Source organism: Staphylococcus microti (assembly GCF_000934465.1).
Lineage (GTDB): Bacteria > Bacillota > Bacilli > Staphylococcales > Staphylococcaceae > Staphylococcus > Staphylococcus microti.
This window is the reverse complement of the sequence record NZ_JXWY01000100.1, coordinates 65,426-72,545: the sequence shown is the minus strand read 5'-3', so window position 1 is coordinate 72,545 and position 7,120 is coordinate 65,426. Positions and strand designations below refer to the sequence as shown.

Genomic DNA, 7,120 nt, shown 5'->3' with positions numbered 1-7,120 from the left:
TGTAAGAAGAAACCTTTCTGATTTCCTCTTACATTTTATTTGTTAGACAGTCTGACGCTTGGTGGTGTGAGAGGACGAATAGTCAACTAATGGCTATTCTCCTACTCGATTTTATATGAGTAATGTACCGATATAACAACAACCGAAACAGCAGGCGTATTGTAAAAAGCTATAACTGATCCATTGTCCAAGTTGTCGTTTTTGAATCATTTGAACGAGTTCGAGTTGAACGGTTGAGAAAGTTGTTAAACCGCCAAGAAACCCAATAACGAATAACGCATGTAGAGGTGTGTGTGCCACTAAAAGACCGCCACATAGACCAATGAGTCCACTGCCTATGAGATTGACGATGAGTGTTGCGATAGGAAAGGATTGATGGTAAAAAGATGCACACACATCAGCTACATATGCGCGTGCTGTAGCGCCTATGCCTCCGCCTAAAAGTACGAGAAGTAAATTCATCGTTGCGCCCCTCCTATTCGATAGCCGATATAACAACATACTATGCCACCGAAATAACTCAATAACATATATGTGAATAGGGGTACCCATGCAGTTTGATTAAATAATTGAACAAGTTCATATTGGAAAGTTGAAAAGGTTGTGAAAGCACCAATAAAACCCGTTGTTATGCCTTTTTTAATCAAAGGATAACGCTCAAAAAGTGGGGGTGTTACAGCAGCGCAATATCCCATTAATAATGCCCCTAATAAGTTTGCGATAAATGTCCCAACTGGAAACATGCCGTCGTTAGGAAGACTCGCAAACGCATATCTTAAGCCGGCACCTAAACTTCCACCGATAAAAACCGCTATGTATTTCACGTTGATACCACCTCACATTAAATAATACCAAATGTACGAAATGCTGAGATGAGGTGAAAGACAATAACGACGAATAGTATCCAAGGTAAGGCTTTGGCCGCTCGATGAATCCAACTTCTTTTTTCAGGCAGATATTTGATTGACTTGTCTGCAAATAGAATGGCAATAATTAATGTGATTGTATTGATAATGCTACAAATAAAAATAATTTTAACAATGGAACTAAAATGTTGATTTAAGATGGGATTTTGTGCGTTAAAATAAAAACTAGCTATAATAAGCAGCACAGATAAATAAAAATATTTTTTTGATTTCGACATGCGACTGCCTCCTTTATTATCGCTTGTAATAATAGCATATTTGTTCAATAAGAATAAAGGTGTTAATATACAATCCATTCATTAATGCTTATATATAGCCTTTAATATGATAAAAATGTTAATATTTTAATATAGGCATAATTATAAGTAAAATCCATGAGACAGAACTAGGAGGCTTACAATGGCTGATTTAAAAGTACAAGTATTCGCAGATGGTGCAGATATTGCACAAATGAAACAAGCATACCAAAATAAAGAAGTGGACGGTTTTACAACGAACCCTAGCTTGATGGCTAAAGCGGGTGTACAAGATTATAAAACATTCGCACAAGAAGTTGTCGAAGCGATTCCAGATGCTTCAATTTCATTTGAAGTATTTGGTGATGATATGGAAACAATGGAGAAAGAAGCGAAAATCATCGAGCAATTCGGCGAAAATATTTTCGTTAAGATTCCGATTGTGAACACAAAAGGAGAATCTATGCTGCCACTGATTGAAAAATTATCAGCACAAGGCGTGAAATTGAACGTAACAGCTGTTTACACACTTGAACAAGTACAAGCAATTACAGATGCTGTTACAGAAGGTGTTGAAACATACGTATCAGTATTTGCTGGGCGTATTGCTGACACTGGTGTGGATCCACTGCCATTGATGAAAGAATCTGTGCGCGTTACACATAGCAAAAAAGGTGTCAAATTGTTATGGGCAAGCTGCCGTGAATTATTCAATGTGATTCAAGCAGATGAAATCGGTGCAGATATTATTACTTGTCCTGCCGATGTTGTGAAAAAAGTTGCGAATATTGGTCGCGATATTAATACATTATCAGTCGATACAGTTCAAGGATTTGCAAAAGATATTCAATCATCTGGATTAAGCATTTTATAAAAATAGACGATAGGAGTGACATCGTACCTACGATATAATAAGCTGGTACCTGTCACTCCCATTTTTTATGTGAACCTTTAAAAAGAAATGAATAAAAAGGAGTTTTGTATGAAGAATAACGTTTTTAAATATAAAGTGGAAAAACAACTGTGGTATTTGAACCGTCGTGAAAAGGCGAAGTTAGCTGAGTTGTTATCTGACGATAGAATGGACGCTGTACAAGAACAATTTAAAACACCCGGTAAATTCGCCAGTTTTTATTTACAAGAACATGTCTTTAAATCAAGAGTTGTTGGTGCGAACCATTTATTTGCTACATTAATCGGTTTGTTTATGGCGAATATTCTGTTGCTAGGTATACTAATAACAGGCATGTTGTTAAGTTTAACAGCAGTCAATCATTTTATTCATCCACAAGTGACCCTATCAACGTCAACTGTGATTGCAGCATTAGTTGGTGGTGTCGTATTGATGTTGATCGCGATGCTTATGATGAAAGTGGCCAATGCGTTTTTCACAAAGCGTTTAGTAGAGTATAAATTTAATAAAGTAGACTAATGATTGAGCGTTTGCATTAATATTTGCGCAGCTTTCCATTTTTTAACACAAACAGTGTAGGGATAGGGGATTGTGATACGATGATTGTTTATGAAGACGATTGTCGTATGCGCTCTGTGCGAAGACATACCAACGACTTGTTGCATATTAATGTAATATTGCACAGGTGCACGACGTGACTGTAACGGACATAAAATGAGTTTTTTGGAGATATAAATAGGCATTAATTGATGTTTACCAAGTATTTGGCGAGAAAGCTGCTTTTGTGTATACCAATGTTTATGGTGCGACGCCAGCATATGCTTCATCAATGCGTGAAAGGTTAATGTCGTATGTGTGAGATGTGTGCTAAAACACAAATCTAGACAATGCGTGGCATGTTGTGACGTTCGAATATAAAGTAATGTGTCATAGGCAATGTTGATTGGGTATGACATCGTTCGACCTCCTAGTAATCTTTAAAGTGAGAATGACGAAGTGCTTGCAGTGTTTCTTTTTTATATTTTTTGATAGATGTAGGGGAGCGACTTAAACGTTCTGCAATTTCTAGCTGTGTATAACCTTGCAAATACAGGTGAAGCCAGTGTCGATGCGTATGTGGGAGCTGTAACGCCCATTGTTGGATGGAGAATAACTTGTCATTGATGTTCGTCGTCGGAAGCTGGTTTTCTGGTGTGTCAATAGATGTCAGTTGTGGCTGACGACTTTGCTTTCTTAACAAGTCGATTAAATAAAATTTAAGGCGATATGTGAGGTAAGCATGTAAATTGGTATCTCGAGATGTATCAAAGTTTTGATAAAGTTCCCATAATTTGATGAGTAAAAGTTGGAAATACTCATCGTAATGATAGCGAATATGATACCTGTTGAGTAAGTAATGAATGTACTTGTGATAACGTTGATATAGTTCATGAAAGTCTATATGAACGCACCTCCTTGTATGATAGAATGACCGGTCACAGTATTTTTATCACAGTTCAAGGATTGTGACATTTGTTGATGTGTGCTATTTTAAGTTCTAGACATCGTTTATGACTGAAAAATAGCAACATAATGATAAAAAAGATGGTTTAATGATTCATTTAGCTATTTTATTCAGGGCATAAGAGGGGGAGTTAACATGGATTACGAACATTTAAATTTAGTTCATTTTTTTGCGCGCAACGAGGATTTAGATGAGATTCGTGATAAATCTGATTTTATTATGATTAATAACATTGAAAAAGAAATGATGTATCGTGCTGGAGAGATCGAAGGCAAGGTCGATTTAGTGCCGTATTATTATAAAAATCGTTCACAAGCGATGAGTTTTGTCATGATGGACTATCGCCGTCCATTATAAAATATGTTGATGGAAATAGATTGGACATATTTTTCACAAGTGCAGTGCTACGATTCGTGCAAAGGTTTTGGAGCGATGAACGTTACATAGATATTACTGTTGCTTTATGAATCTGTAACAACAGGTGAATCGAATTGTGTAAAGCACAAGTTGGTGGTAAAATTTGTATTCAAGTGTGAATGAAATAGGATCATCAGAAAAAAGAATATTCTGAAGAGGTGTATCTATGAAACAGCGTAACAAAAGTTCAATTATTGTGATTGTTGGACTATTTGTCATAGCTTTAGTTACAGCGTTTACCTTTTTTAATATGATTAAAGACCAGATCTTTTTTGAATCAGTCGATCAAGTGGAATCAGTTGAAAAGTTAGATGTAACATTAGAAGCTGCTGCGAAAAAGCAGATTGATAACTATACAAGTCAACAAGTCTCAAATAAAGATAATACAAACTGGCGTGATGCGTCGGATGCAGAAATCCGTGACGCAATGGATAGTTCAGTATTTATGGATGACAAACGCCAAAAATATCAGTTTTTAGATTTATCGAAGTATCAAGGTATTGATAAAAATAGAATTAAACGTATGTTGTACGACCATCCAACTTTATTAGCGCATACGGATGATTTCATTGCAGCAGCGAAAGAGCAACAGGTCAATGAAGTTTACTTGATTTCTCATGCTTTGTTAGAAACGGGTTCAGTCATGTCTGAACTGTCTAATGGGGTTGAAATCGACGGTAAAAAGTACTACAACTTCTATGGTGTGGGTGCTTTGGACGAAGATCCGATTAAAACAGGTGCGGAATATGCGAAGAAAAAAGGATGGGATACACCTGAAAAGGCGATTAATGGTGGTGCGAAGTTTATTCATGATCACTACTTATCACATCCAGATCAAAATACGTTGTACAGCATGAGATGGAACCCGAAAGATCCGGGTGAGCATCAATATGCGACTGATATTAATTGGGCGAAAAGTAATGCGACAATCATCGCTGACTTCTATAAGGACATAAAAACTGAAGGTAAGTACTTTAACTGGTATGTCTATAAAGACGATGAGAAGCACAAAGATGGCAAAAATTATTAAATAGTAAATAAAGCACAATAGAGCGAAAAACGCTTTATTGTGCTTTATTTTTACGTCCGAGTGTAAAGAATAAAATTATTGTGGATATGATGACTTTTATAATGAATCTAAACATATGTTCACCTCAATCAATCGTTTGAACCGGTTATCAGATATTTGATTATCTGAATCGAACGTGGAATGTGTCTCGTTTTTCATTTTTAGTATAACATGACTGTGCATTTTCATAAAAATCTATATTTAGTACTAAATGTGGTGCGTCTAGGCTAAAAAAGGGTATAACAATGTGAAATGAATTTGTTGAAGGTGATGAAAGAATGAAAGTTGCAATTATTGGTGTGGGGACAGCAGGGGTAAGTGTTTTGAGACAGCTTGTTAAACATCCGAACTTTGCAGAACTTGACGTAACGATTTATGATAATGAAAAAAATATGGGACAAGGGGAACCATTTCAAAATGATAGCGATGATTTATTAATTAATGTGCCGGTGGATATGTTGTCACTCAATATTGATAATGTTCATGAATTTCGTGAATGGTATGAGACGCAAAATGATTTTGACTATGGGCGTGCGACGTATTTGCCACGTTTTGTTTTCGGTCATTATATGAAAGGTTATTTAGATCATTACATACAATTGTATGACAATATTCATGTGGTGCGTCAAGAAGTTACGCAACTCGGTGTTGAGGTGCAGGATAGCACAAGTTGTCATCCCAAAATCACTGTATGTACAGATGATATTGTGAACACGTATGATTATGTCTTTTTAACGATTGGAACGATGTCTTATAACGATCCATATCAATTAAAAGGGCAACGTGGTTATATCGACTCTCCATATCCAGCGAATCGCACGTTAGACCAAGTTGTGGATACGGATAAAATTGCGGTTATTGGGACGGGTTTAGCGAGCCTAGATGTCATTCGATATGTCTTGAATCATCATAACAAGCCGCTCATGTTAGCCAGTCGTAGTGGTCAACTACCGAGTGTGCGCGGGGATATGACAAAGGTTGATTTACACTATTTAACGAAAGCGCATTTTTCAAAATTAAAGCGCAAGCATATGGATTCTGTGCCATTAGAAACGGTTATTGAACTTTTTCGTAAAGAATGTGATGCGTTGGAGATTCCTCTCGAACAACTATTACAACGTAAAACTGGCGATGTTATGCAAGATTTGAAATATGATATGGCACATGCTAAACAACTTGGACGCTTGCAAAGTGTATTAATGGCAGTTAAGGATAATATGGACTGGATTTGGAATAGTTTAACGCATGCAGACCAACAAGCTTATCATGAACGCTATCATCAATATGTGAAAGAAAATTCGAATCCAATGCCACGTGATACGGCAGAACTTATTTTGAATGCGTTGCACAATGACATGTTAGAGATTCGTTCGGGATTGTCACATGTTGAACGAACGAATGGCCGTTATCGTTTGAAATTTGATGACGCAGGTCGTCAATGTATGGTGGATGTGGTGATTAATGCGACGGGGCCGAAAACACGCTTAGATCAGTTGGATGAATCTGATGCACTATTGCTTGATATGGCGAATAAACAAATGATTCAAGCACATCCGATGGGCGGTATCCAAATTGTCCCTGAGACGAATGAAGTGATTAGTCCGCGCTATGGAACGATGACAAATATTCGTGCAATCGGTCAAATTACGAACGGCGTGAATTTTCAGCGCAATGCAGTGACGATGATTGTCCAACAAGCGGTTAAGACAGTTGGGCAATTATATCAACAATTAGAAAAAGAGTCTGAAGTATAAGAGATAAGTAGGCAATAATGCGTTTATCAGCAGTGCTTTTGTTGTAGTGTTTCTATAAGGCGGATTAGAATTGAAGATAATCAGTTATTTTAAAACTTATATTGCCAGTGTTTCTAGCAGACTTTATATTTCTACAAAATTTTGCTTAATGCTAAACATTTTTGATACACGCTTTTCTGTGTGGGGCGTTGAAAGTTTTTTCTGTCCGGCTCCTTAATACGACAGAATAAGTATTATAATTCCGATGATTTTAGTGCAAATGCATTGTCAATTGTAAAAAAATGGAGTAAGCTAAATGCGT

The 7,120-nt window shown here is 36.7% G+C and carries 10 protein-coding genes; 5 read left to right on the top strand and 5 right to left on the bottom strand.

Features of this window, described 5'->3' with window-relative positions; genetic code table 11:
- Nucleotides 1–111: 111 nt before the first annotated feature.
- From TP70_RS09635 to TP70_RS09625, 3 genes are read right to left on the bottom strand one after another with little or no spacing between them, the layout of a single operon-like run.
- Nucleotides 112–462 (bottom strand): fluoride efflux transporter FluC, encoded by a 351-nt coding sequence (locus TP70_RS09635; protein ID WP_044361285.1) that lies wholly within the window; start codon nt 460–462, stop codon nt 112–114.
- Nucleotides 459–824, bottom strand: a complete 366-nt coding sequence (gene crcB / locus TP70_RS09630; RefSeq protein ID WP_044361283.1) for a fluoride efflux transporter CrcB — start codon at nt 822–824, stop codon at nt 459–461. The genes TP70_RS09635 and crcB overlap by 4 nt, the downstream gene beginning before the upstream one ends.
- 17 nt (nt 825–841) lie before the next feature.
- Nucleotides 842–1,144 carry a hypothetical protein gene (locus TP70_RS09625; protein WP_044361281.1) on the bottom strand — a complete coding sequence of 101 codons (303 nt, stop codon included), beginning with the start codon at nt 1,142–1,144 and terminating at the stop codon, nt 842–844.
- A 181-nt stretch (nt 1,145–1,325) separates the two neighbouring features.
- Here TP70_RS09625 and TP70_RS09620 point away from each other — a divergent pair, with 181 nt between their 5' ends.
- Both TP70_RS09620 and TP70_RS09615 read left to right on the top strand, forming a co-directional pair.
- Nucleotides 1,326–2,036 (top strand): transaldolase, encoded by a 711-nt coding sequence (locus TP70_RS09620; RefSeq protein ID WP_044361279.1) that lies wholly within the window; start codon nt 1,326–1,328, stop codon nt 2,034–2,036.
- 108 nt (nt 2,037–2,144) lie between these two features.
- Entirely contained in the window at nt 2,145–2,594 is a 450-nt protein-coding gene (locus tag TP70_RS09615) for a hypothetical protein (RefSeq protein ID WP_044361278.1), read from the top strand.
- On the opposite strand, the gene TP70_RS09610 is transcribed toward TP70_RS09615, so the two are convergent.
- On the bottom strand, nt 2,591–3,031 hold the full coding sequence (locus tag TP70_RS09610; protein ID WP_044361277.1) for a competence protein ComK: 441 nt from the start codon (nt 3,029–3,031) through the stop codon (nt 2,591–2,593). The genes TP70_RS09615 and TP70_RS09610 overlap by 4 nt on opposite strands.
- Before the next feature lie 11 nt (nt 3,032–3,042).
- Complete coding sequence (locus TP70_RS12070) at nt 3,043–3,516, bottom strand: RNA polymerase sigma factor (protein ID WP_084207693.1); 474 nt, start codon at nt 3,514–3,516, stop codon at nt 3,043–3,045.
- A 198-nt stretch (nt 3,517–3,714) separates the two neighbouring features.
- On the opposite strand from TP70_RS12070, the gene TP70_RS09605 reads away from it, so the two are divergent.
- From TP70_RS09605 to TP70_RS09595, 3 genes are all read left to right on the top strand, one after another.
- Nucleotides 3,715–3,936, top strand: a complete 222-nt coding sequence (locus tag TP70_RS09605) for a hypothetical protein (RefSeq protein ID WP_044361276.1) — start codon at nt 3,715–3,717, stop codon at nt 3,934–3,936.
- Nucleotides 3,937–4,162: 226 nt separating this feature from the next.
- Nucleotides 4,163–5,026 (top strand): peptidoglycan release complex glucosaminidase SagB, encoded by an 864-nt coding sequence (sagB, locus tag TP70_RS09600; protein ID WP_044361274.1) that lies wholly within the window; start codon nt 4,163–4,165, stop codon nt 5,024–5,026.
- A gap of 317 nt (nt 5,027–5,343) precedes the next feature.
- A complete protein-coding gene (locus TP70_RS09595; RefSeq protein WP_044361272.1) occupies nt 5,344–6,819 on the top strand; it encodes an FAD/NAD(P)-binding protein in 1,476 nt (491 codons plus the stop codon).
- The last annotated feature ends 301 nt before the right edge of the window (nt 6,820–7,120 follow it).